The 23,083-nt window shown below is 62.1% G+C and carries 28 protein-coding genes and 1 tRNA gene; 14 read left to right on the top strand and 15 right to left on the bottom strand.

From position 1 onward, the window contains the following. Window positions 1-67: 67 nt before the first annotated feature. Together hisB and DKK67_RS03670 are read right to left on the bottom strand one after the other, a co-directional pair. Window positions 68-661: an imidazoleglycerol-phosphate dehydratase HisB gene (hisB, locus tag DKK67_RS03675; RefSeq protein ID WP_111494496.1), complete on the bottom strand. Its 594-nt coding sequence runs from the start codon at window positions 659-661 to the stop codon at window positions 68-70. A gap of 154 nt (window positions 662-815) precedes the next feature. Next, a complete protein-coding gene (locus tag DKK67_RS03670) occupies window positions 816-1,277 on the bottom strand; it encodes an SRPBCC family protein (RefSeq protein WP_111494494.1) in 462 nt (153 codons plus the stop codon). A gap of 299 nt (window positions 1,278-1,576) precedes the next feature. On the opposite strand from DKK67_RS03670, the gene DKK67_RS03665 reads away from it, so the two are divergent. The 4 genes from DKK67_RS03665 (at window position 1,577) to DKK67_RS03650 (ending at window position 5,372) form a co-directional block, all read left to right on the top strand. Then, window positions 1,577-3,790, top strand: coding sequence for an AsmA family protein (locus DKK67_RS03665; RefSeq protein ID WP_111494492.1), 2,214 nt, complete (start codon window positions 1,577-1,579; stop codon window positions 3,788-3,790). Further along, a complete protein-coding gene (gene mutY, locus DKK67_RS03660; protein ID WP_111494490.1) occupies window positions 3,790-4,854 on the top strand; it encodes an A/G-specific adenine glycosylase in 1,065 nt (354 codons plus the stop codon). The genes DKK67_RS03665 and mutY overlap by 1 nt, the downstream gene beginning before the upstream one ends. Before the next feature lie 62 nt (window positions 4,855-4,916). After that, on the top strand, window positions 4,917-5,192 hold the full coding sequence (locus DKK67_RS03655) for an oxidative damage protection protein (RefSeq protein WP_111494488.1): 276 nt from the start codon (window positions 4,917-4,919) through the stop codon (window positions 5,190-5,192). 104 nt (window positions 5,193-5,296) lie between these two features. Beyond that, window positions 5,297-5,372: transfer RNA gene (locus DKK67_RS03650), tRNA-Phe, on the top strand. 71 nt (window positions 5,373-5,443) lie between these two features. On the opposite strand, the gene DKK67_RS21510 is transcribed toward DKK67_RS03650, so the two are convergent. Both DKK67_RS21510 and DKK67_RS03645 read right to left on the bottom strand, forming a co-directional pair. Continuing rightward, window positions 5,444-5,617: a hypothetical protein gene (locus DKK67_RS21510; protein ID WP_162628731.1), complete on the bottom strand. Its 174-nt coding sequence runs from the start codon at window positions 5,615-5,617 to the stop codon at window positions 5,444-5,446. Window positions 5,618-5,734: 117 nt separating this feature from the next. After that, the gene (locus DKK67_RS03645; protein ID WP_111494486.1) at window positions 5,735-6,166 is read right to left on the bottom strand and encodes a hypothetical protein; all 432 of its coding nucleotides are present in this window, start codon (window positions 6,164-6,166) and stop codon (window positions 5,735-5,737) included. 139 nt (window positions 6,167-6,305) lie between these two features. On the opposite strand from DKK67_RS03645, the gene DKK67_RS03640 reads away from it, so the two are divergent. Continuing rightward, a complete protein-coding gene (locus DKK67_RS03640; protein ID WP_204355720.1) occupies window positions 6,306-7,169 on the top strand; it encodes an AraC family transcriptional regulator in 864 nt (287 codons plus the stop codon). On the opposite strand, the gene DKK67_RS03635 is transcribed toward DKK67_RS03640, so the two are convergent. After that, on the bottom strand, window positions 7,128-7,721 hold the full coding sequence (locus DKK67_RS03635) for a LysE family translocator (protein ID WP_111494484.1): 594 nt from the start codon (window positions 7,719-7,721) through the stop codon (window positions 7,128-7,130). The genes DKK67_RS03640 and DKK67_RS03635 overlap by 42 nt on opposite strands. A gap of 152 nt (window positions 7,722-7,873) precedes the next feature. Between DKK67_RS03635 and DKK67_RS03630 the strand changes: the two genes are divergently transcribed. Then, window positions 7,874-8,287 carry a hypothetical protein gene (locus DKK67_RS03630; protein WP_111494482.1) on the top strand — a complete coding sequence of 138 codons (414 nt, stop codon included), beginning with the start codon at window positions 7,874-7,876 and terminating at the stop codon, window positions 8,285-8,287. 21 nt (window positions 8,288-8,308) lie between these two features. Here the strand turns inward: DKK67_RS03630 and DKK67_RS03625 are convergent, their stop codons facing one another. The 6 genes from DKK67_RS03625 to DKK67_RS21500 form a co-directional block, all read right to left on the bottom strand. After that, window positions 8,309-8,725 (bottom strand): thermonuclease family protein, encoded by a 417-nt coding sequence (locus tag DKK67_RS03625; RefSeq protein ID WP_228160501.1) that lies wholly within the window; start codon window positions 8,723-8,725, stop codon window positions 8,309-8,311. An 81-nt stretch (window positions 8,726-8,806) separates the two neighbouring features. After that, window positions 8,807-9,118 carry a hypothetical protein gene (locus DKK67_RS03620; protein WP_111494478.1) on the bottom strand — a complete coding sequence of 104 codons (312 nt, stop codon included), beginning with the start codon at window positions 9,116-9,118 and terminating at the stop codon, window positions 8,807-8,809. Between the two features lie 120 nt (window positions 9,119-9,238). After that, on the bottom strand, window positions 9,239-9,424 hold the full coding sequence (locus DKK67_RS03615) for a hypothetical protein (protein ID WP_111494476.1): 186 nt from the start codon (window positions 9,422-9,424) through the stop codon (window positions 9,239-9,241). Window positions 9,425-9,641: 217 nt separating this feature from the next. Next, window positions 9,642-9,893 carry a hypothetical protein gene (locus tag DKK67_RS03610; RefSeq protein ID WP_111494474.1) on the bottom strand — a complete coding sequence of 84 codons (252 nt, stop codon included), beginning with the start codon at window positions 9,891-9,893 and terminating at the stop codon, window positions 9,642-9,644. 828 nt (window positions 9,894-10,721) lie between these two features. Then, on the bottom strand, window positions 10,722-10,907 hold the full coding sequence (locus DKK67_RS21505; protein ID WP_162628730.1) for a hypothetical protein: 186 nt from the start codon (window positions 10,905-10,907) through the stop codon (window positions 10,722-10,724). 171 nt (window positions 10,908-11,078) lie between these two features. Next, the gene (locus DKK67_RS21500; RefSeq protein ID WP_162628729.1) at window positions 11,079-11,360 is read right to left on the bottom strand and encodes a hypothetical protein; all 282 of its coding nucleotides are present in this window, start codon (window positions 11,358-11,360) and stop codon (window positions 11,079-11,081) included. 319 nt (window positions 11,361-11,679) lie between these two features. On the opposite strand from DKK67_RS21500, the gene DKK67_RS03600 reads away from it, so the two are divergent. Together DKK67_RS03600 and DKK67_RS03595 are read left to right on the top strand one after the other, a co-directional pair. Further along, window positions 11,680-11,865, top strand: a complete 186-nt coding sequence (locus DKK67_RS03600; protein ID WP_111494470.1) for a hypothetical protein — start codon at window positions 11,680-11,682, stop codon at window positions 11,863-11,865. A 5-nt stretch (window positions 11,866-11,870) separates the two neighbouring features. Beyond that, window positions 11,871-12,632 carry a hypothetical protein gene (locus tag DKK67_RS03595; protein ID WP_111494468.1) on the top strand — a complete coding sequence of 254 codons (762 nt, stop codon included), beginning with the start codon at window positions 11,871-11,873 and terminating at the stop codon, window positions 12,630-12,632. Between the two features lie 19 nt (window positions 12,633-12,651). Here the strand turns inward: DKK67_RS03595 and DKK67_RS03590 are convergent, their stop codons facing one another. Continuing rightward, complete coding sequence (locus DKK67_RS03590) at window positions 12,652-13,326, bottom strand: DUF2959 domain-containing protein (protein WP_111494466.1); 675 nt, start codon at window positions 13,324-13,326, stop codon at window positions 12,652-12,654. Window positions 13,327-13,451: 125 nt separating this feature from the next. Between DKK67_RS03590 and DKK67_RS03585 the strand changes: the two genes are divergently transcribed. Beyond that, window positions 13,452-13,691 carry a TIGR02647 family protein gene (locus DKK67_RS03585; RefSeq protein WP_111494464.1) on the top strand — a complete coding sequence of 80 codons (240 nt, stop codon included), beginning with the start codon at window positions 13,452-13,454 and terminating at the stop codon, window positions 13,689-13,691. A gap of 21 nt (window positions 13,692-13,712) precedes the next feature. Here the strand turns inward: DKK67_RS03585 and DKK67_RS03580 are convergent, their stop codons facing one another. Beyond that, window positions 13,713-13,913, bottom strand: a complete 201-nt coding sequence (locus DKK67_RS03580; protein ID WP_111494462.1) for a hypothetical protein — start codon at window positions 13,911-13,913, stop codon at window positions 13,713-13,715. 744 nt (window positions 13,914-14,657) lie between these two features. Between DKK67_RS03580 and DKK67_RS03575 the strand changes: the two genes are divergently transcribed. From DKK67_RS03575 to astE, 5 genes are all read left to right on the top strand, one after another. Next, window positions 14,658-15,428 (top strand): ABC transporter ATP-binding protein, encoded by a 771-nt coding sequence (locus DKK67_RS03575; protein WP_111494460.1) that lies wholly within the window; start codon window positions 14,658-14,660, stop codon window positions 15,426-15,428. A 116-nt stretch (window positions 15,429-15,544) separates the two neighbouring features. Further along, window positions 15,545-16,300 carry a transporter substrate-binding domain-containing protein gene (locus DKK67_RS03570; RefSeq protein WP_111494458.1) on the top strand — a complete coding sequence of 252 codons (756 nt, stop codon included), beginning with the start codon at window positions 15,545-15,547 and terminating at the stop codon, window positions 16,298-16,300. Between the two features lie 57 nt (window positions 16,301-16,357). Further along, window positions 16,358-17,062, top strand: coding sequence for an ABC transporter permease (locus DKK67_RS03565; protein ID WP_111494456.1), 705 nt, complete (start codon window positions 16,358-16,360; stop codon window positions 17,060-17,062). Between the two features lie 4 nt (window positions 17,063-17,066). Further along, a complete protein-coding gene (locus DKK67_RS03560) occupies window positions 17,067-17,786 on the top strand; it encodes an ABC transporter permease (RefSeq protein ID WP_111494454.1) in 720 nt (239 codons plus the stop codon). Between the two features lie 11 nt (window positions 17,787-17,797). Then, window positions 17,798-18,814 carry a succinylglutamate desuccinylase gene (gene astE, locus DKK67_RS03555; RefSeq protein ID WP_111494452.1) on the top strand — a complete coding sequence of 339 codons (1,017 nt, stop codon included), beginning with the start codon at window positions 17,798-17,800 and terminating at the stop codon, window positions 18,812-18,814. Between the two features lie 151 nt (window positions 18,815-18,965). On the opposite strand, the gene DKK67_RS03550 is transcribed toward astE, so the two are convergent. Then, on the bottom strand, window positions 18,966-21,992 hold the full coding sequence (locus DKK67_RS03550; RefSeq protein WP_111494450.1) for an efflux RND transporter permease subunit: 3,027 nt from the start codon (window positions 21,990-21,992) through the stop codon (window positions 18,966-18,968). After that, a complete protein-coding gene (locus DKK67_RS03545; RefSeq protein WP_228160500.1) occupies window positions 21,989-23,044 on the bottom strand; it encodes an efflux RND transporter periplasmic adaptor subunit in 1,056 nt (351 codons plus the stop codon). Before DKK67_RS03545 ends, DKK67_RS03550 begins: the two co-directional genes overlap by 4 nt. Window positions 23,045-23,083: the final 39 nt, after the last annotated feature.

Here is a 23,083-nt window from a genome sequence, read left to right as displayed (position 1 = left end):
GACAACTCCGGAGAGGAAGGGCCGCCGCCGTCCGATCGGGCCGCGGCCGGAATCATTGGAAACGCGGTTAGAGAGAACCCTTGGTGGAGGCGATGACGCCCGCCATGCGCTCATCCGGTTCGATGGCCATGCGCAGGGCGCGACCGAACGCCTTGAAGACGGTCTCGATCTGGTGATGGGAGTTCTTGCCGCGCAGGTTGTCGATGTGCAGCGTCACCATCGAGTGGTTGACGAAACCGTGGAAGAATTCCTCGAACAGGTCCACGTCGAAGCCACCGACGCTGGCCCGGGTATACGGCACTTCCATGGTCAGGCCGGGACGGCCGGACAGGTCGATCACCACCCGCGACAGGGCTTCATCCAGCGGCACGTAGGCGTGACCGTAGCGGCGGATGCCCTTCTTGTCGCCCACGGCCTTGGTGAAGGCCTGGCCCAGGGTGATGCCGATGTCCTCAACCGTGTGGTGGTCGTCGATGTGCAGGTCGCCCTTGGCTACGATTTCCAGATCCACCAGACCATGACGGGCAATCTGGTCCATCATGTGTTCCAGGAAAGGCACGCCGGTGTCGAAATGGGATTCGCCGGTGCCGTCGAGATTTACGGAAACAGTGATCTGGGTTTCGAGGGTATTGCGCTCTACCCGCGCCTTGCGTTCGGCCATGGGGACTCCATCAAGAAAAGCCGTCAAAATGAACAGGGCAGAGTATACCGCGTTACGGTGTCAATCTCACTTGATTGACACCACATTGCGTCTATCAACGCGATTGCCGGAACCGCGCCCGGGAACTCTTTGGAACGGTGAGATCCGGAGCGGTCTAGAACGCTTTCCTGAGGTTGTTCATGTAGGTATCCACCAACCCGTTGAACTCGTGCTTCACCACCGGGCTGATGGCCAGTTTGAGCAGGCCGGGCAGGGGCAGGGTCAGTTCCGCTGTCGTCTGGAAGCTGGCGCGGGTGACGTCGTCGCCCTTGGCAGTGAGCGTCCAGGATCCCTGCACCACGCCGTTGCCCTCGCCCTTGACCGGCGTCCAGGTGATCCTGCCGGCCTCTTTGTCGGACTGGTACTGGCTGGCGTAGACCGACTGGATGGAGTGCTTGTCGATGCCGATCTTCTCCATTTCCCAGCGGTAGGTGTTGTTGCCCAGGTCCACCAACTGATCGACCTTGGGGAAGTGGCTGGCCGAGCGCGGCACGTCCGCCAGCAGTTCGAAAACCTCGTCGTAGCTGCCTGGAATATCGATCTCGCGGTTCAGTTCGATCGCAATGGTAATGGCCACCCGAAACTCCTTTCGTTGATTTGTCTTTATTATGCCGGACCGGTCGCACCGACCGTGCTACTCGCCGAGACAGCAGACCTGTAACGGCCCTGCCCGATGATCGACAGTTTAACGGGTTTGCCGATTAAATGAACATTCGGAAAGATTCGCCGCTGATTGGGCCGCTGAAGTGGGCGGATTGCATCCCCTATCGTATGCTAAACGTATGGCAAAATTGACAAAGTTTCGTTATGGGCGCTTTGCTGTCCGCGCCCGGACCCTTGCCGACAACCCATTCGAGCCGTAAGGATACTGCCGCCATGAAAGCGCTTCGCTATCTCCTGATCGCCGTGATTGCCATCATTGTGCTGATGGCCCTGGCCATTGTGGTCGCCACCACGATCATCGATCCCAACGCCTACAAGCCCCAGATCGAGAAAGCCGTCGAGAGCCGGACCAACCTCGACCTGTCCCTGAACGGCGACATCAGCTGGTCGTTCATTCCCATCGGCCTGGAAGTGAACGACGTGGAAGCGCAGCTGGAAGGCCAGCGCCTGGTCAGGCTGGACCGGCTGCAGGCGGAAGTGGACTTCTGGTCGCTGATCACCATGGCGCCGGCGGTGGACGTGTTCACCCTCGATGGCCTCGACGCCCGGCTGGTGAAGAACGCCCAGGGTCAGGGCAACTGGGAGCGCATCATGCCGGAAGGTGAGCCGGCGCAAGAGACCGCGCCGACCGAACCGGCCCCCGCCGAAGAACCAACGCAAGAAGCCGCCACCGGCGACAGCGAGCCGCTCAAGTTCAACGTCGAGGAAGTGGCCATCACCAACGCCCAGGTGCACTACAGCGACGAGGCCAGCGGCCAGTCCGTCACCCTGGAGGACTTCTCCCTGACCGCCCAGGACATCGCCCTGGGCCAGACCTTCCCGCTCGACCTGGGCTTCCGCTTTACCACCAACGCGCCGGAACTGGCGGTGAACGCGCAGCTCTCCGCCCAACTCACCGCTAACGAAGCCCTCAACCAGTTCCAGATGCAGGACCTGGACAGCACCTTCGAGCTGAGCGGCGAAGCGGTGGGCGGCAAGACCGTCAATGCGGGCTTCACCGGCAACGCCGCTGCCAACCTGGAGAACGAAACCGCGTCCCTGTCCGACTTCGTTGCCACCCTGGCCGGCCTGGAACTGACCGCCAACGTCGACGTGGCCGGCTTCGGCGACCAGCCCAAGCTGGACGGCAACCTGGCCCTGGCCGAATTCTCCATCCGCGACCTGCTCAGCACCCTGGGCCAGCCGGCCATCGAGACCCGCGATCCGGACGTGCTCAAGAAAGCCTCGTTCTCCACCGACATCGGCGGCGAAGGCGGCCAGGTCAACCTCAGCAACCTGAAACTGGTGCTGGACGACACCACCTTCAACGGCAACTTCGGCCTGGGCCTGGCCAACACCGCCATCGACCTTAAGCTGCAGGGCGACGCGATCAACGTCGACCGCTACCTGCCCCCGGAGGCGGAAGAAGGCGACGCCGGCAGCGCGGATGCCGGCGAGTCCGGCGGCGAGCAACCGTCCGGCTCGACGGCGGCCGCGGCGGGTGAGGAATCCGATCTGCTGCCGCTGGACACACTGCGCGGCCTGGACCTGGACATCGACCTGGGCCTGGACCAGCTCATCGCCAGCAACCTGACCATCACCGAGATCCAGTCCAAGGTGTCCGCCAGGAACGGACTGATCAAGCTGGACCCGTTTGCCGGCAAACTCTACGACGGCGACTTCAACGTCACCGCCACCCTGGATGCGCGCAAGGACAACCCCACCTGGAAAATCAGCGAACGCGCCAACAACATCCAGACCCTGGATCTGCTCACCGATCTGGCCGACATGAAAATGCTGTCCGGCGGCGCCAACCTGACCGCCGACATCACGACGCAGGGCAACCGCATGTCCGCCCTGCGCAACAACGCCAAGGGCGAGATCAAGTTCAACCTGGCCGAGGGCAGCTTCAACGACATGAACCTGACCCGCATGGCCTGCCAGGGCATTGCCCTGGCCAACCAGGAAAGCCTGTCCACCAGCGACTGGGGCACCACCACGCCGTTCAACGACATGCACGGCGTACTCAAGATCGACGGCAACACCATCACCAACACCGACCTCACCGCCGCCCTGGCCGGCATGCAGCTCAATGGCGATGGCAATGTGGACCTGGCGGCGAGCAATCTGGACTACGAACTGGGCCTGCGCATCGTCGGCGAGATCCACCGGGATGAAGCCTGCCGCGTGACCGAGTATGTGGAAGGCGTGGTGATTCCGGTAGAATGCCGCGGCGACATTTCCGGCGAACCGGCCAAGCTCTGCTCCTTCGACGGCTCGCGTTTCCGCGACAACCTCAAGGACATGGCCGCCAGCGCCGCCAAGAAAAAGGCGACCAAAGAAGTGAACAAGGCCATCGACGAGAAGCTCGGCGAAAAACTGGACGAGAAGCTGGACAAGGAAAGCAGCGACAAGATCAAGGACGCGCTGAAAGGGCTGTTCAACTGATGTCAGACCGTTTCGCCGATCTGCTGCTCGCCTGGTACGACGACCACGGCCGCAAGGCCCTGCCCTGGCACGAGAACCGGACGCCCTACCGCGTGTGGGTGTCCGAGATCATGCTGCAGCAGACCCAGGTGACCACCGTCATCCCCTACTACCAGGCGTTCATGGCCCGCTTCCCGGACGTGCAAAGCCTGGCGGAGGCGCCGGTGGACGACGTGCTGCGGCACTGGTCGGGCCTGGGCTACTACGCCCGCGCCCGCAACCTGCAGAAAGCGGCGCAGGCGGTGGTTCGCGACCACGACGGCGAGTTCCCGCAAGAACAGGAGCAGCTTGAGGCCCTGCCCGGCATCGGCCGCTCCACCGCCGCCGCCATACTGGCCCAGGCCCACGGCATCCGCGCCGCCATCCTCGACGGCAACGTCAAACGTGTGCTGGCCCGCTACCACGCCGTGCGCGGCTGGCCGGGGCAGACCGCTGTGCTGCGCGAACTCTGGACCCACGCCGAGCGGCATACGCCCCACGAGCGCGTGCGGGACTACACCCAGGGCATCATGGACCTGGGCGCCCTGCTCTGCACCCGGCGCAGACCGGACTGCGGCGCCTGTCCGGTCTCCAGCGACTGCGATGCCCTGGCCGAAGGTCTGACCGACGCCCTGCCCGAATCCAAACCCAAGAAAGCCAAGCCCGAGAAAGAGGCCTGGCTGCTGATGATCGAGGACGACGCCGGTAACCTGCTGATGGAACGGCGCCCGCCCAGCGGCATCTGGGGCGGCCTATGGAGCCTGCCCGAACTGGATACCGCCATCACCCTGGACGAACTGCCGGAAGTGGCCGAGCGGGAACTGGGCGTGCGCTGCGGCGACGCCGAACCGCTGGAAGGCTTCCGCCACACCTTCAGCCACTACCACCTGCACATCCACCCGGTGCGCCTGCGCCACCTGGGCGAAACCACCGTGCAGGACGGCGACAGCTTCGCCTGGCAACGTCGGGAAGAAGCGCCAACGCTGGGCATTCCCAGCCCCATCCGCAAGTTGCTGACGCGTCCCGAACAGCCTCAGCTGATCTGATCCAGACCCGACGGATCTGTTACCATCAATCCCAATCCGGAACGCCCAATACAGGAGCCCTCATGAGCCGCACCGTATTCTGCCGCAAATACCAGAAAGAGATGGAAGGCCTGGACTTCCCGCCCATGCCCGGCGCCAAGGGCCAGGAACTCTACGACAGCGTCTCCAAGCAGGCCTGGCAGGAGTGGCAGAACCAGCAGACCATGCTGATCAACGAAAAGCACCTGAACATGATGGACCCGTTCGCACGGAAGTACCTCAAGGCTCAGATGGAGAAGTTCCTCGACAACGAACCCTTCGAGCAAGCCGAAGGTTTTGTGCCGCCGGAAGAGCAATAAACCGGCAGGTTGCGCAAGGTTTGAGCACCCCTGAAAAGTCTGGGAATTTTTCTGCAAAACAGCCTTGACTCAACCCATCGAAACCGGTTTAATACGCCCCCGTTGCCCGGATAGCTCAGTCGGTAGAGCAGGGGATTGAAAATCCCCGTGTCGGTGGTTCGATTCCGCCTCCGGGCACCATCATTCTGAAAAGCCGCTCAATCGAGCGGCTTTTTTCGTTTCTGGCCCTCTGTTTTGGCAAGGCCCGCGCCTCACTGGGCCGGGCAGCAGCGCGCCAACTGACGCCCCACCCGATCCCGCTCCTTCTGAATCCGCCGCATCTCCCTGAGATTCTGGAAGGTCCGCTCAAACGCATACTTTGTTTCCGCCTGGTTGGCCTGGTCGCAAAGCTCCAGCCACTGCTTTGCTATGGAATCCGAAGACATAAACGCTCCTGTATTGTCCGGGTACAGGAACAAGGCTATCGTCGGGACACCGACCGGATCTCGACGACATTCGGCAGGAATTGTGACGAAAAATGCCTTTCGGAGCAGTTACTACAGTTATTCATCGTCCCTCGGGTTCAGTCGATCAAACCGCCGAGCGACGAAGACTGTCGCCCCAAATGCAACGAATACAGCAGCAGTAAAAACGAGCCCCAGCAAGGTGGTCCAGGCACCGATAATGCCCCAGAATCCGACAACCCCGAACGACATCGCCGTCGTGGTGAAGTTATCGACTGCTTTGATGCTTTTCGGATGAACTCGATCACGCCGGAGCAACTTCAGATTAAGAACAAACGCGGCAAAGCAGAAGGGAATCGCCAATACGAGCATGATGACACCCATCAAACCGAATCCCCGGCCCGCCGAAACACTTCCCTGCACGACCAGCAATACAACAGCGGTGGCGAACGCGGTTAACGCTCCGAGAAAGCTGAGAATATGCCCATACAACACGCGGTCTACTTCTTTATACTCTTCCGTCACCGACATCAGTCCTCCCTGAGCTTCTGTGAACAACCATTCCGGGTTTCGATCAGTTTACTGCACCGGCTATTGCCAGACGAAGCTATGCTAACCTGTCAGTCGCGGCATGAATCGACACAACAATCCCGCAGCGAGGTGCCCACCGATGAAGACGGATCCCTGCCGGCCAGTATTCTGGCGCGATGACCGCATGCCCCACGTGGAGCTGCGCAAGGTCGAGGACGGTCGCCAGGTCTGTTACGCGCCGCACAGCCACACCCAGTGGTCGCTGGGCGCCATCACTGACGGCTTCAGCACCTTTCTCTACCGCAAGGACACTTACCGCATCGACGCCGGCACACTGGTGCTGATGAACCCCAACTGGGTCCACGCCTGCAATCCGATCGACAACCGGCCCTGGGCCTATTTCATGATGTACGTCGATACGGACTGGCTGACGGCGCTGCGCTATGACGCCGGGTTGCTCGACGCGCCGCAGTGGCAGGACATGGCCACCGCCGTGCTCAGGGATCCGCTCTGGTACGACGGGTACGTTCGTCTGGCCGCGTGCCTGCTGGACTCGCAGCGGGCGTTGCTGGACAAGCAGACGATGCTGGTCGAATACCTGACGGCATTGATGCAGGCTCTGGCAGAGCGGCCCGATGAGCCAGTAGCCCAGGCACCCGAGGTGTTGCAGGATCTGGCCGCCTACCTGAAGGCGCGGGCGGCGGATGAGGTGTCGCTCGACGAGTTGTGCGCGCGTTCGGGATACAGCTCGGGGCACCTGGTGCGCGCCTTCAAGCAGCACTTTGGCCTGCCTCCGCACGCCTACCAGATCAACTGCCGCGTCCAGCTCGGTCAGCAGGCCCTCAAACGCGGCCGTCCGATTGCCGAGGCCGCCCTGGACGCCGGTTTCACCGACCAGGCCCACTTCCAGCGCACCTTCAAGCGACTGATGGCGGCCACGCCGAACCAGTACCGCCAGCCCCTACTCGAACAACAGGTACAGGCAGGTCGCCGCCAGCAGTAACGCCAACACCCGGTTGATCGTAACCAGCACCACCGGACGCTGGATATGGCGCCGCAGGAAGGCGCCGGCGTAGACCCAACTGCCCAGGGACAGCCAGCAGATCGGCAGGTACAGCGCGGCGAAAACGATCACCTGGTCCAGCTCGCTGCCGTTGGTGTAGGCACCGATGCCCGAGGCGGACGCCAGCCAGGCCTTGGGGTTGAGCCACTGCATCAGCGCCCCGGTCATGAACCCCGGCGCGGCGCGCGCCTCCCGGTCCGGCAACCGGCCATCGTCGAGAAACAGGCGCAGGCTCAGGTACAGCAGGAACCCAATCCCGCCCCACCGCAAGGCCTCCTCCAGCCAAGGCACCAGCGCCAGCACGGAATAGAGCCCCAACCCGACGCCGATAAACAGCGCAATGAACCCCAGGGTCGCGCCGGTGACAAAAATCAGGCCCTGGGAAATCGGGTAACGGGTGCCACTGCTCAGGCACACCAGGTTCACCGGCCCCGGCGAAATGGACGCGGCGAGCGCGAAGGCGGACATCATCAGCAGGATCGAAACAGTCATGGTCGCTCTCTTCATGCATGAAAGGTTGCCGCAGGATGCGATAACGGCCGGACGCGGTATTGAACGAAATTGATGTGCCCAACGCGGTAACGGAGGCGCGAGCCTGATACGCTTACCGGCTCATCAGGGATTGCGCCTTCAGGGAGGAAAGGATGGGACTGATCCTGGGTCCGCTGTTTTTATTCTGGCTGGCCGTGGCCGGGCTGTCGCTACGCATCGGCTACGTCTGGCTCGTCGCGGCACCGCTGAATCCGGACACACTCGTGGTGGCCGGACTGGCCTTGCTGGCCACCGCTGCTTACGTGGCGTTCGGACTGTCGCGCTACAAGGCCCGGGAGTCGGTCTGGGCCTTCGAGATTGGGTTCTTTTTCCTGACGAACAAGTGGGCGTTTGCGGTGGCGATTCTCTCGTCCCTGCTCTACCTGTTCGGCGATGGCTGGCTGAGCGGACCGCTGGCCCTGCCCGCGCTTTTCATCGCCACGTTTGCGGTTTCGGTGGGTGGGATTGTCGGTGTGTTTGTCTCGGACGGTTTTATCCGGAAGCGGGGCATTCAGGTGACCTACTAAGCGCTTTCGATCCTTTCCCGGTCAGGCGCCACACCACCCCTGCTTGGTTCCGCCGTCGTATGGATAAGCCAGCTTCGCCGCCAGCACGTGGGAGGCGAGGTTCTGGCCGTCGACGTAGACGTCGGCCACCACGCGGAAGTACTTGCCGCGGTCGAGGTTGCGCAGTTCGATGTCGCGGGCGGTCGCGAGGATGCGGCGGACCAGGTCGCGAGCTTCATAGGCCAGGGCCTTTTCGCTCTCGCAGCGGCCGCGGATTTCCGGGGTGTCGATGCCGTTCACGCGCACGCCGATCTCATGACCCAGCAGCGCCGGCCACTCGCCGACGTTCACGGTGATGGTGTCGCCGTCGTAGACCCGCACCACTTCGTCCACCCGCACGCTGCCGTAGTCAGCCCACACTATCGCTGGCAGCATCGCCAGAACTACTATCCACTTCACCCGTAAGTCCCCGTTCGGTCGAGCAAAAGCGGGGTATTGTCTGGATTTCGGCAGCCCTTACAAGTGAACAAAGTGTCATATTCAGTGTCCGGACGATTCGGTTTCGGGCCCAGTGCGCGTCGGCTTCCGGCGTCGGCGGATGATGAATGTCCGGCGCCCCATCAGGTCGCCATCCGCGTTGTACCGGAAGTAGCCGAAGAAGCCGTTGCCGCGCTCTTCGATCATCCAGGCATCATAGAGCGCGATGACCCGGTCGCCATCTTCGCGGAGTTCGAACATTTTCTTGCGAAATCGCGCTGAACCGTCCGACGTTCGCATCCGATCCATTTCCACGAGCGTCTGTCTTGGTTTGAGTTCCAGTTTCTCGCGCAGGTGCGTTATCAGCGCTTTCACGATCGGACTCCCTTTCCCTCTATGGTTACCGCGCAACGGGGCCGGCCCCGTTCACAGCAACGTTTTGGAAGAAGACAGATGGGTGGGTAACGCAGAAACCCGAAGCATTCAGACAGCGTTTCAGGCGGCGGGTTCAACGATCAGCGGGTGCATGAGCATGTCGAGGTAATGCAGGGCGGCGTCGAAACTGGCGGCCGAATAGAGCGTGCCTTCACCTTCCACCTCGACCCGGTAGAGGGTTTCACTGGCATTGGTTTCGTCTTTGATCAATCGGACCACGTCGTGATCGTGCAGTACGGATCGCATGGGGCACCTGTTCGGAATCGCTGAAAAAGCCAGCCATCCGTGGCTGTCCAGTCGATGCCATCCAGCATCGTTCATTGGCAACACGTTCGTTTCGACCGACAGATAAGCCGAAACCAGGTGCATTAAAACGACGCTGCGTGACAATCCGGTGAAACAGGGCCACGCCGGGGTACGTGGTTACCACGATGCGCCGGGTGCGCCATGTGGCCAGCACGCGTCAGAGGGTCACGGTCTTGCGATCGACCAGCGTGTCGTCGGTGTCGTATTCGAAGTATCCGAAGAAGTCGTTGTCGACCTGCCAGGCCTTGTAGCGGCACACCAGGTTGTCCCTGGCGTCCAGCAGTTGGAACCGTTCGCTCTGACAGGTTGATACCCGGTCCTCGTCGGCCTCTGCAGCATCCGCCGCCTGGCGGACCAGCCGATGCCCTTGGGGAATATAGATACAGTCGCGCAGGTGCTCTTCGATCATGCTTGCCTCCGATGTTCATCAGTGAAATGCGGGGCGCCACAGCCACATGGCCATGGTCCATGGATCTGTCTGGGTGGCGAACGCTCTCCTGCCAGCGCTTCATAGGGTAGCTTTGGGCAAATGGCAATGCGATGACACTTTTATGACGGCCGGAGCACGACCAACCCACAAGCCGGGCGAAGGGCAAGGCTGGCTCAGCAACGGGAACAGCCGCCGGAAGGGAAGATGCCAGGAAACGGGGGAGAATCGCTCAGGCTGGAAAAGGTTTCGTTCGAACGTGCGGGGAAGAAAAAGGATGCCCTTTCACGTGACCTCCGGGGGGACTCCGGCAGGCCCAGGGCATCAACGACCCATGAAAAAAGTCCGACTGCTATACGGACAGGCTCGACAGACCAATCTCTCTGGTCGGTGTGTTACACGCAATCCATCCATTAGAGACGTCACCAGAATAACGACAACACGAACCGGGTTTGAGACGAAATGGATGAGGCGGATGTAGGAAAATGGCCAACGCTATTCGGGTCAGTGGACCACAGCCGATGGCTACAGAGCGAAAAGGGCCTCAAGCAGACATAAAAAAGCCAGGCAAAAGCCTGGCAAGCAACGATGTCCACTCCAGAAGAGTCTGAGCACTGAACTTTTTCAGAGGCTCTTGGCACTGCTGAATAAAGCTACTGACAGATGATGACAGCTGGATGACAAAAAGCCGGCAGAATCGCCGGCCACAATCGTTCAGCCCTGACCTCCCGGTCCAGGCCAAACAGGGATCAACCAGATGCAGGATCCATCCTGGCGCAGTCGTGTTTCATTTGCGTGAAGCCAGGAAGCTCAGGCCACGGTTCCGGTATCGGCGGGGTGAACCAGCATCTCAAAATAGTGCATGACAGCCTCGAAGCTGACATGGCTGTAGAGCGAGCCTTCGCCTTCCACCTCAATGCTGTAGAGGGGAACGTCGTCCTGACGCTTTTCCTGGACGAGTTGTACACAGAAATGTTCGAGAATCACGGATCGCATAGGACTCACTATGAACGTTCAATCGAGTTCCAGATCGTCCCTGATCTCAACCACTGCCCCGACATAATGACCCGGCCGGAGCAGGCGCTTTTTATATCAACCGGCGGCAGCGGGCCGACACATCGTCGCCCCTCAAAACCGGCCGCTATCCAGTCCGATCTCCAGATCGATCTAGACCGGGAATTCATACTCCACCGGCTGCTTCATGCGAAACAGTCGATGCAACAGGTGCGTGCCGTCCGGGTGATACCTGTGGTAACCGAAATAACCGCCAGCCATCCGTCGTGCATCGAAAAGGGCGATGATACGGTTGCTGTCGTCACGAAGGCAGAAGTGCTGACACTTGCCCGCCGGGGCGTCCGGCAAACGGGTCATCATGGTTTCGGGTTCAACCGGTCGGAGTTGGTGACCGGGCGACAAATGGAGGGTACTGCAGAGGTAATGTTCGAGCATGGGTGGTGCCTCCGTGCTGGCCGCACGTTTTTCGTATTGTTCGGTTTGGCGCTCGCCTTATTCCTCTCTGTTCTGATCATCCCTCCATGGGGAAAAACAGCTTAAGAACTGATCAACCCGGGTGCAACCCGAAATTCATGAAGACGCGGCAAGGATTCCCGCATCCAGTCCTAGCCTTTTGATCTGCCATGAAAAGAAAAAACTGGCCAGTGAAGACTCTTCGCAACAGATTGACGGTCGACGTTGCGTACCGGTCATGGAATAGACAACGCCGCGCCCCATTCGCTATGCTGCCATCATCAGTCAGGAGACGTTTCTTATGTCCGTGGGATTCTTCGGATTTTGGAAAAAAGGGAAAGACAGCAGCGGTAAGGATGCCGGCCGCTATCGCGTGGATCGTGATGGCAATGTCAAACTGAACCTCGAAAACGAAGAGGTCGTCCGCTCCATTCGCGCCCAACTCCAAAGCCTCAAGGATTTCGAACCCGACCGCAAAACCGCCTGAAGCGCATGGGCGTCCTTTACGTTGCGTTTGTCCTCGTCTGCGGTTTCATCTTCACGTCCCTGCACCTGCCGGCACGCTACCAGCAAAAGCGCCTTTCCGGCTGGGAAAGCTATTTCTCGGTGGCCCTGTACGGGTTTGTCTTTGTTATCCTGGCGACCCTGATCGTCCTGCTCATCGACGCATTCGACCTGCCCTCCGGCGCCCTGCCCCTCCTGGACATCACACTGGATCATCTGACCCGCAACATCGGCGACTACACCAGCCAGGCCATCACGCCCCGGGAGTTGCTGATCGCCCTGCTCGCCTTTTTCCTGGCCACCGTCAGCGGCTACGCGAGCAAGCGCCGCACCCGACACCCGGCCGTGCGCCTGAAGAAGCTGCGCAAGGCCTGTCTGGGGGATGAGCTGGAAGGCATTTTCCTCGACGCCGTGCGCGGCGAGCAGTGGGTCTCCCTGACCCTGGACACCCGCAAGTGCTACATCGGGCTGGTGACCCACGTGCACACGGAGGCGTCGCTACTGGACTCCATTTCCATCATCCCCACCCTGAGTGGCTACCGGCGCGACGACGATCTGGAGCTGGTGCTGCTGCGCAACTACTACCACCACTACGAGGAAAAGGGACTGCTGGAGGAAGGCGCGCGGATGGCCGGGCTGTCGGATTTCCGCATCGTCATCCCGACCCGGCACATCGTGCACGTGTCTTTCTTCGACCTGAACGCCTACAAGAGTTTGCGCGAGAGCCAGACGATCCCGGCCAGCGGCTGACCGGGACCGGGAGCGCCGTTTACTGCGCTGTCTGGAAGCTGTCGATAAAGGACTGGGACTCGGCAATGGCGGCTTCCATGTTCTGGATCAGCGCGTCCACATCCTGCTGGATGCGGCCCAGTTCGCTTTCCAGGGAACCAATGGCCTGGGCATTGAGGTTGTGCTTGAGGAACAGTACCTGGTCCTCGAACGCTTCCAGCACCGGGCCCATGCGCGATTCGGCCTGATGCATCCGGTCAATGAGCTGGGCATAGCGCTGCTGGGTTTCCTGCAACTGACGCTCGCTGGAACGGCGCAGCGACGCGCTTTCATAGCGATCCAGCTCGTCCTCCCACTCCTCGAACAGCGCCCCGGAAACGTCTTCCACGGCGTCGATCCGGTCGCGCACGTCGGCGGCCACCGCTTCGCTGTCTTCATAAGCATCGCGGATCTCCTCGTACTTCGCCTTGAGATCGGTATCCGGCGTATTGACCACACTCTGGAAGCGCTCCAGCGAGGAACGGAAGGTCTCCTGCGCCTCGCCCTGGGCATCTCGCGCCTCTTCCACCCGGTCGACCAGGATATCCCGCTTCTCGAACCCCAACTGCTCCATGGCGTCGTAATACATCGAGCTGCAGCCGCCGACCAGCACCAGCGCCAGCAGTACCAGGACGGCCGCATAGGATCGGCGCACAGAGTTAATCGATGGGGTCATGGTTTTCTCTCCCTGAATCGGCAAGGTCGGGACCGGCGGCAAGCTGTCAGGCCCGCAAAGACTTGCGAAGCCGCGCCAGTCAGTTACAACTATGGATAGAGTCAACAACAATACAAGGACACGCCATGGCCTTCACATCCGACCAATTGCATGAACTCAACCTGTTGACCCTGTTCAATCTGCATTCCACCCGCGAAGGTATCAAGGTTCACAGTCACGAGGCGACCTTCGATGCGGTCGCGGCGGCCGAGCGCCTGTACGATAAAGGCCTCACCACCCAGAAAGACGGCGGCTATCTGACCCAACTGGGCATCGAGGCGGCAGAGCATGCCCAGAGTCTGCTGTCGATCCTGGGCGAAAAATAGCAGGAGCGCGGGCGCGGGCCTTCAGGAGTCATCCGGGGCCGGCGCCACCATATCGAGGAACTGGCGTGCCTCGTCAAAGGTGGGGAACGTCTTGAGAATCTCCTGCCCGGCGATTTCCACATCATAGGCACGCCGGGTCACCGACTCGTCGGGATCGCAGGCCCTCGCCGTCACCCGCAGCAGGCCGCGCTCAAGCAAGACATCGTTATCGGAAAAAACCATTCAACGTGTACCCGTTCTTGTTCTTTGGGGTACTCCCTTACACGTCTGCTTCATCCCTGTCCGGCCGTAAACGGCCGATCAACACCAACGTTTTACCTTAAAACGCCAGCTTTCCACCTTAACAGGTTGGCCCATCGAATCGGTTATTTTTTGTCACCGGGCGGAAGCACTCCGCGCCGCTTCGGGAGTCCCTAACCCGCTCATGTAGCGATGCTTTTCAGGATGCCCGTGATACATCGCATCGCGAAGCATGTTGACGCCGAACAGGCCAACTATTGATTTTTATCGCAACAGTCCGTAAAACTTGGCGCTATTCAACCGCACTCCCGGTAAGCAATCGGTGTCAGCCACGCGCTTTAAAAGAGCCGCTGACCCAGGCCGGGGCAAGACGGTCCAAAAAAGAGAAGGGCAATGCGGCCCGCCGGCGATCCCGGTCGCGGCTGCTGGAAAAAGCAGATGCAAAGCCTTCAGATGACGACAGACCCATCGACAATCCCCACGGTGATTCGCCCGCGACTCCAGCCGGCAGCCCTCATCGGCCAATCGCCCGTGGCCAAGCTCGTCCTCGCCAAGGTCCTCGACGAGTAGATCTCCCCCTTTCCCGACTGCTTCGGATGCCAGCCCAATCGTCACGCGTGCTCGTGTTTCCGCGGGTTAGTGCAGCCACTCGAATGCGACTATCTTTACTTCAGATATCGGTCCAACTCAGATATCGATCGTTACCGACAGGCCCAGGAGTCATTCATGGCGGACAATGCGCCCTTGATCTGCAAAGACATCCACAAAACCTTCAATGACAACGAAGTTCTCAAGGGAATCTCCCTGGAAACCCGCAAAGGCGATGTGGTGTCGCTGATCGGCAGTTCCGGCTCCGGCAAGAGTACTTTCCTGCGTTGTATCAACATGCTGGAAACGCCCACCTCCGGGGACGTCATCGTCCACGGTGAACCAATCCGGTTCAAAACCAACCGCAAGGGTGTCCGCATTCCCGCCGATAACAAGCAGGTGGAACTGATGCGCGCCAAGCTGTCGATGGTCTTCCAGAGCTTCAACCTCTGGTCCCACATGACAGTGCTCGAGAACATCATTGAAGCCCCGATCAACGTGCTCAAGGTACCCAAGAAAGAGGCCATCGAGCGCGCCGAAGCCTACCTGCACAAGGTCGGCATCTACGAGCGCAAGGACTATTATCCGTCGCAGATGTCCGGCGGCCAGCAGCAGCGCGCGGCCATCGCCCGGGCCCTGGCCATGGAGCCGGAAGTCATGCTCTTTGACGAACCCACTTCCGCCCTCGACCCTGAACTGGTCGGCGAGGTGCTGCGCGTTATGCAGAGCCTGGCCGAGGAAGGCCGCACCATGATCGTCGTGACCCACGAGATGGCGTTTGCCCGTGATGTGTCGTCCCAGGTCCTGTTCTTGCATCAGGGCCGCATTGAAGAACAGGGGACGCCGGAAAAAGTCTTCGACAATCCGGACTCGGAGCGCATGAAGCAGTTCCTGGCGCCCAAGTTCTGATCACCCGTTCTGTTCCAACCACGGCGGGATTGGCCCGCCGGAAAGCGTTCAGAAAAAAGAGAAAACAGTGATCCCGAATCACTGGATAAAAAGGCAAAACAATGGAGAAGCGACTCATGAAAAAGCTGATTGTTGCAGCAACCTGTGCCCTGGCCGTCGCAGCGGGCTCCGTCCAGGCACGCGACTGGAAAGACATTCGCATTGCATTCGACGTGCCCTACGAGCCGTTCGAATACAAAAACCCGGATGGCACCCTGACCGGTTTCGAAGTGGAACTGGCCGAAGCCATGTGTAAGGAACTGGAAGCCAACTGTGACTTCGTCATCCAGTCCTGGGACGGCATGATCCCGGGGCTGCTGGCGCGCAAGTTCGACGCCATCATGTCTTCCATGTCCATCACCCCGGAGCGCGCCGAGAAGGTGCTGTTCTCCGAGCCGTACTACATCACCCCGGGTGGCTGGTTCGCCAAGAACGACGAAAACACCGACCCGTCTGACATGGACGCCATGAAAGGCAAGATCGTCGGCGTCCAGCGCGGTACCACCATGGACACCTACGTCACCGAGAACATGAGCGGCACCGTGGAAATCAAGCGTTACACCACCGCCGACGACATGGTCCTGGACCTGGAAGGCGAGCGCCTGGACATGGTCTTCGTCGACTACCCGGTGGGCGAGCAGACTCTGCTGGGCCGTGAAGGTTTCCACGAAATCGGCGAGCCGGTGAAGCTGGGTGAAGGCGTGGGCGTTGCCATGCGCAAACGCGACGCGGATCTGGCCGAGCAGATCAACGCCGCCCTGGAGACTCTGAAAAATGATGGCACTTACGACACCATCATGAAGAAGTACTTCTCCTACGACATCAAGATGTAAACCCGGCACGGCCGCCGGCAACGCTGCCGGCGGCCTGTCCCCAACACGGACCTATCCATGCTCGACCTGCACGGCTACGGCCCTTCATTAATGAAAGGCGCAGTGGTTACCGCTGAACTGGCGTTGTTGTCGCTGGTGCTTGCGGTAGTCCTCGGACTGATCGGCGCCTCGTCCAAGCTTTCCGGCAATCGCGGCCTGTACGCTGGCGCGACCTTCTACACCACCGTTATCCGCGGCGTACCGGATCTGGTCATGATGCTGCTGCTGTACTACGGCGGCCAGGTCATGGTGAACAGCCTGTCCGACTTTCTCTACTACGAATTCGAAATCGACTGGTTTATCCAGTTCGATCCGTTCATATCCGGTGTGCTTACCATCGGCCTGATCTTCGGCGCCTACATGACCGAAACCTTCCGCGGTGCCTTCCTGGCCGTTGAGAGCGGTCAGATTGAAGCAGGCAAGGCGTACGGCTTCAGCCGCTGGCACACCTTCCGCCGCATCATGTTCCCGCAGATGCTGCGCCACGCCCTGCCCGGTATCGGCAACAACTGGCAGGTGCTGCTCAAGACCACGGCCCTGGTCTCCATCATCGGCCTGACCGACATGGTCCGCATCGCCGAACAGGCCAGCAAGGCCGAACACGCGCCCTTCAAGTTCTTTGTGCCGGTAGCGATCATGTACCTGCTGCTGACGGCCGTGTCCGAACTCTTTATCAAGTGGCTCAATTCCCGGGTCAGCGTCGGTATCGTCAAGGGGGACTGAGCAAATGCCAGAATTCATTACCGAGCTTCTCAACCAGAACCAGGTGTTCACCGCCACCACCATGCTGCATTACTGGGATGGCCTGGTGACTACCGTACAACTGGTTTTCCTGTCGCTGGTCATCGGCCTGGTGCTTTCCGTTCCGCTGGCGGTGATGCGCACTGTGCATAACCCGTTCGTGTCCGGCCCGGTATGGCTCTACACCTACCTGTTCCGCGGCACGCCGCTGCTGATCCAGCTTTACATCATCTACTACGGCATCGCCCAGATTGAGGGCATCCAGGACACCTTCTGGTGGGTGATCTTCAAGGATCCGTTCTACCCGGCCCTGCTGGCGTTCGTGCTGAACACCGCGGCCTACACCACGGAGATCATCCGCGGCGCCCTGGAAGCCACGCCCTATGGCGAGGTGGAAGCGGCCAAGGCTTACGGCATGTCCTGGATGAAACGCATGCAGCGGATCATCCTGCCCAGCGCCGCCCGCCGTGCCCTGCAGGCCTATTCCAACGAAGTGATCTTCATGCTGCACGCCAGTGCCATCGCCAGCGTGGTGACCATCGTGGACCTGACCGGCGCCGCGCGTGACATCTACTCCCGCTTCTACGCGCCGTTTGATGCCTTCATCGCCGTGGCCCTGATCTACATGGCCCTGACCTTTACCATCGTGTTCTGCTTCCGCCTGCTGGAGAAGCGAATGCTGCGCCACCTCAAGCCGCTGAGTTAAGGGCCTGAGACATGTTTATCCGTACCATCCTGTTTGAGGGCGAGCCGGACTGGCTCGCCCACACCCTGGCCCACGCCAGTGAATCCTCGGCGCCGGCCGAAGTCAAACTGGCCGACGGCACCGTGATCCGACGCCTGGACACCGGCCTGCTGGACCTGATTCCGGCCGACGCCGACGATCGCCGCCTGATCATTTCCGCCGGTGTGCACGGCAACGAAACCGCCCCCATCGAAGTGGTCAACGGACTGCTCAACGAGCTGATCGACGGCCGCTGGGCGTTGGGCCGGCGCACCCTGCTGATTCTGGGCAACCCGCCGTCCATGGTCGCCGGCGACCGTTTCGTCGAACACAACATGAACCGGCTGTTCAGCGGCGCCCACGCCAAAGCGGAGTATGCCGGCAGCGATGAGGCGACCCGCGCCGCTCAGTTGGAGCAGGCTTGCCGGGACTTCGCTGGCAACGCCCAGGACGTGGTCCACTACGACCTGCACACGGCCATCCGCCCCTCCCTGCGGGAGAAGTTCGCCCTCTACCCGTTCGTCGCGGGTCGCCAGGTGCCGCAGAGCCAGTGCGACTTCCTGCTGGAAGCGGACGTCCATACGCTGCTGCTGCAACACAAGGCGGGCACGACCTTCTCATCGTTCTCGTCCAGCCACCTGGGTGCGGAAAGCTTCACCATCGAGCTGGGCAAGGTGCGGCCATTCGGTCAGAACGACCTGCTGCGCTTCAAGGGCATCGAAAACGCCCTGCGCCGCCTGATCGCCGACGAGCCAACACCGCCACCCCGCGACTCGGATGAGCTGACCGTGTTCGAAGTGGTCCACGAGATCCTCAACACCGGCGACCGGTTCCGCTTCCACGTGCCGGACGACGTCTCCAACTTCACGCCCTACAAACCGGGCACCGTGATCTGGGAAGACGACGAAACGCAGTACAGGGTGGGCGACAGGCCGGAGGCCATCGTCTTCCCCAACCGCAACGTGCCTGTCGGGCAGCGGGTGGGGCTGCTGGTGCGGGAGAAGGCCTGACGGTCTTTTTCACGAGGCTCACCTTGCCTGCCTGTAGCCGGAGCTTTAGCTTCGGAGCAGGCCGCCGGCCTGCCGTCGTCTTGCGCCGGGGCCTGGACGGCCCCTCCGAAACTGAAGTTTCGGCTACATTTCAGGCCCTGCCTCGCATCCTTCAGGCCGCGTCCGGCGCCATCTCCACCACCGGCCCGCGAATCACCTTCACGCACAGCGCCGGCACCACCAGCAGCGTCAGCACCGTCGAAGCCAACAGTCCGGAAATGATCGCCCAGGCCATGGGCGGCCAGAGGGTCGAGCTGGAGAACGCCAGCGGCAGCAGGCCCGCCACCGTGGTCGCCGTGGTCAGGAGGATCGGTCGCGTGCGCTGCTCGACCGCCTCGCGCACGGCGTCACGAATATCGGCTCCCGTTTCCAACTGACGATCCATCACATCCAGCAGGACGATGGCGTTGTTCACCACTATCCCCACCAACGCGATCACGCCCAACAGCGACTGGAAACCGAACGGCGACCCGGACAGCACCAGTCCCGGGAAAATCCCTACCGTCGCCAACGGCACCGTGAGCAGGATGATTCCGACCCGCTTGAACGAGTTGAACTGCAGCAACAGGAAGAACATCAGCAGCAACACGCCGATGGGCGCGGTGGTCAGGATTGCGTTGTTGGCGTCGCTGGAGCCCTCCGCGTCGCCGCCGTATTCCAGGCGTGCGCCCGGCGGCAACGGATGCTCTGTCAGATAGGCGCCCAGCCCGTCCAGGGCCTGGCTGAAGCTGTAGCCGGTTTCCAGATTGGCCGTCACGGTGTTTACCCGAACGCCGTTACGCAGGTAGCGCGCGGCCGGCTCCCAGGTGGTCTCCACGGTGGCCACGGCAGACAGCGGCACGGCGCGGCCGTCGTTGGTGTAGACGTTGATCGACAGCAGGCGCGACAGGGACAGGTCCGTGCCGTCCCGGGAACGCAGCACCAGCGGAATGGGATCATCCTCGCGACGGTACTGCTCAGCGACCATACCGAAGCTCTGTCCGTAGAGGCTGCGCGCCACATCGGCACGGGTCACGCCATAGCGGGCGGCGATGGCATCGTCCACATTGACGCGCACGCTGGGCACGCCGGGGTCCAGGTCGTGGCGCACGTCCACCGCTCCCGGGGCCCGCCGCAGGCCAGCATAGACCGTCTCCACCGCCTGCGCGCGGATCGCATCGTCCGGGTGGTACAGACGCACTTCCACCGGCGCTACCCGCGGCGGACCCTGCCCCAGAATGCCCACGGTCAGGTCCGCTTCGGGCAGGGCCTCGGCGGCGTATTCGCGCACCCAGTGCACCAGGGCCGTGGTCTCCGACAGGTTATGCGTCCTGACCACCAGCCGGCCCCGGTTGGGCGCCTGCGGCGCGCGGCTCAGGTTGTAGTAGAAACTCGGCCCGGTAAAACCGACGAAGCGGTGCACGTTGACCGTTTCCGGGCGTGTACGCAGGGCCCGCTCCAGCTCTGCCGCCACCATGGCGGTGCGCGCCTGGTCGGTGCCCTCCGGCATGTAAAGCTCCACCACCACCCGCGGCCGGTCGGCGTTGGGGAAAAACTGCTGCTTGAGGAACGGCGTCAGCGCGACACTGGCGACGACCATCACCACTCCCAGGCCGACCAGCAGACCCGGCATCCGGGCGACCAGGCTGCCCAGCCGGCGCGCCAGCCCCGCCAGGGGATCGACGTTTACACGACGCCGCGGCTTGAGAAAACGGGACGCCAGCAGCGGCACTGCGGAAATCGCCAGCAGATAGCTGATGGACAGGGTAAGCATGATCATCACCGGAATGCCCCGGGTGAAATCCGCCGTCCCGCCCTTGGACAGCAGCAGCGGTGCAAACGCCGCCAGCGTGGTGCCGGTGGACGCGCCCAGCGGCCCGGCCAGCGACTTCACCGACTGCACCAGCGCCTCGCGCCGGGCCGCTCCCTGGTCCAGCCGGCTCTGGATGTTCTCGACGATCACGATGGCGTTGTCGATCAGAATCCCCAGTGAGATGACCATGCCGATCACCGCAATCTGGTGCAGGACGCCGCCGCCGAGATCGTAAAGCCCGATGCTGATCAGCGTGACCATGGGCAGGATCGTCGCCACCAGCAGGCCCATACGCAGCCCCATGCCGGTAAACACCACGGCGATGATGATCAGCACGGAAAACAGCAGGCTCCAGGCCAGGTTGTCCAGGCGCGCCTCCACCTTGTCGGGCTGGAAGAACATTTCCTCGATGGTGTAAGGGGCAAAATCGGGCGCGATCTGCGCCACCCGTTCCCGCACGCGCTGGCCGAAGCGAATGGCGTCGGTGGTGCCCTCTTCCAGGATCAGCGACACCAGCACCACCCGCTCGCCGTCTTTCCAGGTTTCCGGCTGGCGCGGTTCTTCCGGTCCGCGCCAGATGTCAGCGGCGGCGGCCAGCGGCACCTGGGAACCGTCCGGCAGGGCGATGGGCGTGGCGCGAATGGCATCGATGTCGGTGAATTCGCTGTTGGGCAACACCGACAGGCGCTGGCCGTCGACCACCAGGAAGCCGCCGGGAATCACCTGATTGCGCTGGGCCAGGGTATCCAGCACCCGCGACGGCGAGATGCCCAGCCGGTACAGCGCGGCGTCGTCCAGGGCCAGGGTGATCTGTTCGTCCACATCACCGTCCACCTCGATGCGGGACACGCCGGGGAGATCCAGCAGGTTGTCCTTCAGGCGTTCGGCCTGCTCCGTCAGCGCCGTGACCGACGGTGAACCGCCCACCGCCAGTACCACCGCCGGGATATCGATCAGGCGGTCGTCCAGCCGCAGTGGCCCCACGCCGTCGGGAAACTCCAGCCGGGCCCGATCCAGCGCCTGACGCACCCGGTCCCAGGCGGCATCCGTATCGTAGAGGGTGTCGTTCAGACGGATATTGACCACCGCCACGCCGGTGCGCGCGGTGCCGGTACTGAAATCCACTTCCTCCACCTGGCGCAGCTCGTCCGCCAGCGGATCAAGCACCAGGCGCTCCACCGTGTCGGCGTTGGCGCCCGGATAGGACACGGTCAACAGCCCGGCCCGGTAGGGAAACGACGGATCCTCCTGGCGCGGCATGGTGTTGTAGGCGGCGGCCCCCAGCAGGCATAGCATGACCACCACCATGCCCAACAGGCGCCGGCAGCGCATCAGTTTGCCGATCATGGCAGGACCTCCAGCGCGTCTCCAGGCGTGACCCGGGTCATGCCGGCGTAGACCACGCGATCGCCCCGCTGCAGCCCTCCTTCCTCGAGCAGCGCCTGCTCGCCCACGATGCGGCGGACGGCCACGTCCACCCGTTCCGCCGTGGGCCGGTCACCGTCCGCCGCCACACGAAACACGCTGGTGCCCGAAGGCGAACGCATGACCGACAGCAACGGCACCGACAGGGTCGTCCGGTCCGAAGCCGCGATCCCCACTTCCACCGGCACGCCGGCGTCGAGCGTGTGCTCCGGCAGGTTCACCAGCACCGCATGCAGCTCGCCGCGCAGACCGCTGGGCTGTGCGATTTCCACCACCGTGCCGGTCACCGGCGCCTGCTCTCGCGCCTGCACGGACCAGACCTCGACCGCATCCCCCAGGCGGACCTGGCCCAGCAAGTACGCCGGTACCCGCACTTCAACTTCCTGCCCGCTGGGTGAGGACAGACGCGCCACCGGCTGGCCGGCGGAGACGAACTCGCCCGACTCCACGAGCAGCGCCTCGATGCGGCCGCTGAATGGCGCTTTAAGCGTGCTTTCCGCCACCATGCGTTCAGCCTCGGCCAGGGAGGCCCGGGCAGTGGACACGCTGGCCTGCAGCGCATCACGCCGCGCCGCCAGTTGCTCCAGCGACTGCTCCGACACCACGCCCCGCTCGAACAGGCTTTGCGAGCGTCGCCACTCACGCCCGGCCTGGTCGAGCTGGGTCCGCAGCTCCTGCAGGCGGGCCCGGGCAGAATCCCGGGCCGGCTCCAGCCCCGGGTTGTACAGTCGGGCCAGCGTCTGGCCGTCAGCCACCCGCTCCCCCAGCTCCACCGGGCGTTCCCGCAGCGTGCCGCTGACCTGGAACGTCAGGGTGGCGCGCTGACGCGCCTGGACGATGCCTGCAAAGCGCAGCGGTTCACTGCGCTCACCGCCGAGCTGCACTGGTGCGGTACGCACACTGACCGCGGTGTTCATGGCCGCCGGTGCACTGACGGATTCCGAGCAGCCGGAGAGAACGGCCACCAGCCACACAAGACATCCTGAAAGGACAACGGAACGAGCACTTCGGGG

This window comes from Marinobacter bohaiensis, from assembly GCF_003258515.1.
Taxonomy (GTDB): Bacteria; Pseudomonadota; Gammaproteobacteria; order Pseudomonadales; family Oleiphilaceae; genus Marinobacter_A; species Marinobacter_A bohaiensis.
The sequence above is the reverse complement of the archived record's forward strand: the minus strand, read 5'-3'. Positions and strand labels throughout refer to the sequence as shown.

What these genes read in the sequence shown, in the direction of transcription:
- DKK67_RS03580 (WP_111494462.1), bottom strand. Translation starts at nt 13,913, where the DNA reads ATGGTTTTTTCCGATAACGATGTCTTGCTTGAGCGCGGCCTGCTGCGG.
- DKK67_RS03600 (WP_111494470.1), top strand. Translation starts at nt 11,680, where the DNA reads ATGTCCGTGGGATTCTTCGGATTTTGGAAAAAAGGGAAAGACAGCAGC.
- DKK67_RS03640 (WP_204355720.1), top strand. Translation starts at nt 6,306, where the DNA reads ATGAAGACGGATCCCTGCCGGCCAGTATTCTGGCGCGATGACCGCATG.
- DKK67_RS03590 (WP_111494466.1), bottom strand. Translation starts at nt 13,326, where the DNA reads ATGACCCCATCGATTAACTCTGTGCGCCGATCCTATGCGGCCGTCCTG.
- DKK67_RS21510 (WP_162628731.1), bottom strand. Translation starts at nt 5,617, where the DNA reads ATGTCTTCGGATTCCATAGCAAAGCAGTGGCTGGAGCTTTGCGACCAG.
- DKK67_RS03655 (WP_111494488.1), top strand. Translation starts at nt 4,917, where the DNA reads ATGAGCCGCACCGTATTCTGCCGCAAATACCAGAAAGAGATGGAAGGC.
- DKK67_RS03635 (WP_111494484.1), bottom strand. Translation starts at nt 7,721, where the DNA reads ATGACTGTTTCGATCCTGCTGATGATGTCCGCCTTCGCGCTCGCCGCG.
- DKK67_RS03575 (WP_111494460.1), top strand. Translation starts at nt 14,658, where the DNA reads ATGGCGGACAATGCGCCCTTGATCTGCAAAGACATCCACAAAACCTTC.
- DKK67_RS03665 (WP_111494492.1), top strand. Translation starts at nt 1,577, where the DNA reads ATGAAAGCGCTTCGCTATCTCCTGATCGCCGTGATTGCCATCATTGTG.
- astE (WP_111494452.1), top strand. Translation starts at nt 17,798, where the DNA reads ATGTTTATCCGTACCATCCTGTTTGAGGGCGAGCCGGACTGGCTCGCC.
- mutY (WP_111494490.1), top strand. Translation starts at nt 3,790, where the DNA reads ATGTCAGACCGTTTCGCCGATCTGCTGCTCGCCTGGTACGACGACCAC.
- DKK67_RS03610 (WP_111494474.1), bottom strand. Translation starts at nt 9,893, where the DNA reads ATGATCGAAGAGCACCTGCGCGACTGTATCTATATTCCCCAAGGGCAT.
- DKK67_RS03615 (WP_111494476.1), bottom strand. Translation starts at nt 9,424, where the DNA reads ATGCGATCCGTACTGCACGATCACGACGTGGTCCGATTGATCAAAGAC.
- DKK67_RS21500 (WP_162628729.1), bottom strand. Translation starts at nt 11,360, where the DNA reads ATGCTCGAACATTACCTCTGCAGTACCCTCCATTTGTCGCCCGGTCAC.
- hisB (WP_111494496.1), bottom strand. Translation starts at nt 661, where the DNA reads ATGGCCGAACGCAAGGCGCGGGTAGAGCGCAATACCCTCGAAACCCAG.
- DKK67_RS03560 (WP_111494454.1), top strand. Translation starts at nt 17,067, where the DNA reads ATGCCAGAATTCATTACCGAGCTTCTCAACCAGAACCAGGTGTTCACC.
- DKK67_RS03550 (WP_111494450.1), bottom strand. Translation starts at nt 21,992, where the DNA reads ATGATCGGCAAACTGATGCGCTGCCGGCGCCTGTTGGGCATGGTGGTG.
- DKK67_RS21505 (WP_162628730.1), bottom strand. Translation starts at nt 10,907, where the DNA reads ATGCGATCCGTGATTCTCGAACATTTCTGTGTACAACTCGTCCAGGAA.
- DKK67_RS03570 (WP_111494458.1), top strand. Translation starts at nt 15,545, where the DNA reads ATGAAAAAGCTGATTGTTGCAGCAACCTGTGCCCTGGCCGTCGCAGCG.
- DKK67_RS03630 (WP_111494482.1), top strand. Translation starts at nt 7,874, where the DNA reads ATGGGACTGATCCTGGGTCCGCTGTTTTTATTCTGGCTGGCCGTGGCC.
- DKK67_RS03595 (WP_111494468.1), top strand. Translation starts at nt 11,871, where the DNA reads ATGGGCGTCCTTTACGTTGCGTTTGTCCTCGTCTGCGGTTTCATCTTC.
- DKK67_RS03645 (WP_111494486.1), bottom strand. Translation starts at nt 6,166, where the DNA reads ATGTCGGTGACGGAAGAGTATAAAGAAGTAGACCGCGTGTTGTATGGG.
- DKK67_RS03565 (WP_111494456.1), top strand. Translation starts at nt 16,358, where the DNA reads ATGCTCGACCTGCACGGCTACGGCCCTTCATTAATGAAAGGCGCAGTG.
- DKK67_RS03585 (WP_111494464.1), top strand. Translation starts at nt 13,452, where the DNA reads ATGGCCTTCACATCCGACCAATTGCATGAACTCAACCTGTTGACCCTG.